Genomic DNA, 1,015 nt, shown 5'->3' with positions numbered 1-1,015 from the left:
GGAGCGTCGCGCCGAGCAGCGCCGGCGGGCCGAGACCCGTCGCCAGGAGGCCCGGGAGCGTCGCCGCGAGGCCGAGGAGCGCCTGCGCCGCCTGCAGGAGCTGCTCAGCCCCTGGTCGCGTCGCTAGAAGAACGCGCCGCCGCGGTCGACCAGCAGCCCGTAGAGCGTCTGCTGGATGGTCTCGCGGACCTGGTCGGTCACGTTGAACAGCAGCATCGGGTCGTCCGCGGCCTCGGGCGCGTAGGCGTCGGTGCGCACGGCTCGCCGAACTCGATGATCCACTTGCTGGGCAGGGGCACGAGCCCGAGCGGTCCCAGCCAGGGGAAGAACGGCGTGATCGGCAGGTACGGCAGCCCGAGCAGACGGGCGAGCGAGGGCAGGTTGCCGACGAGCGGGTAGATCTCCTCGGCGCCGACGATCGACACCGGCACGATCGGCACCTGGGCCCGCATGGCCGACGACACGAAGCCGCCCCGGCCGAAGCGCTGCAGCTTGTAGCGCTCGCTGAACGGCTTGCCGACGCCCTTGAACCCCTCCGGCCACACCGCCGCGAGCTCGCCGCGGCCCAGGAGCCGCTCGGCGTCCTCGGTGCAGGCCAGGGTCGCGCCGAACTTGCGCGCGGTCTGCCCGACGAACGGGAGCGCGAACACCAGGTCGGCGGCCAGCGGGCGCAGCGTGCGTCCGGCGTAGCGGTGGACGGCGTAGCTGGTGATGAGGCCGTCGACGGGCACCGTGCCCGAGTGGTTGCCGACGAGGAGGGCACCGCCCTCGGCCGGGATGTTGTGCACCCCGCGCACCTCGAGCCGGAACCACTGCTCGGCGAGCGGCTCGATGACCTGGACCAGGAGCTCGGCCACCTCCGGGTCGTGCCCGAAGTCGTCGACCGGGTAGTCGCCGGAGAGCCGGCGGCGCAGGGTGGCCAGGATGCGCGCCAGGCGCGCCTCCCAGCGTCGCCCAGCACGCGCTGGGAACCGGCGACGAGGGCGGTCAGCAGCTCGTTCGTCGCGGACGTGCC

General features: G+C 73.7%; 1 protein-coding gene. It reads right to left on the bottom strand.

From position 1 onward, the window contains the following. Window positions 1-197: 197 nt before the first annotated feature. Window positions 198-1,015, bottom strand: an 818-nt coding sequence (locus AC2W7G_RS17090) for a lysophospholipid acyltransferase family protein (protein ID WP_485869495.1), incomplete at its 5' end; no start/stop codon positions are given.

It is taken from the genome of Aeromicrobium sp. PFPM2_SD2, assembly GCF_057364525.1.
The sequence above is the reverse complement of the archived record's forward strand: the minus strand, read 5'-3'. Positions and strand labels throughout refer to the sequence as shown.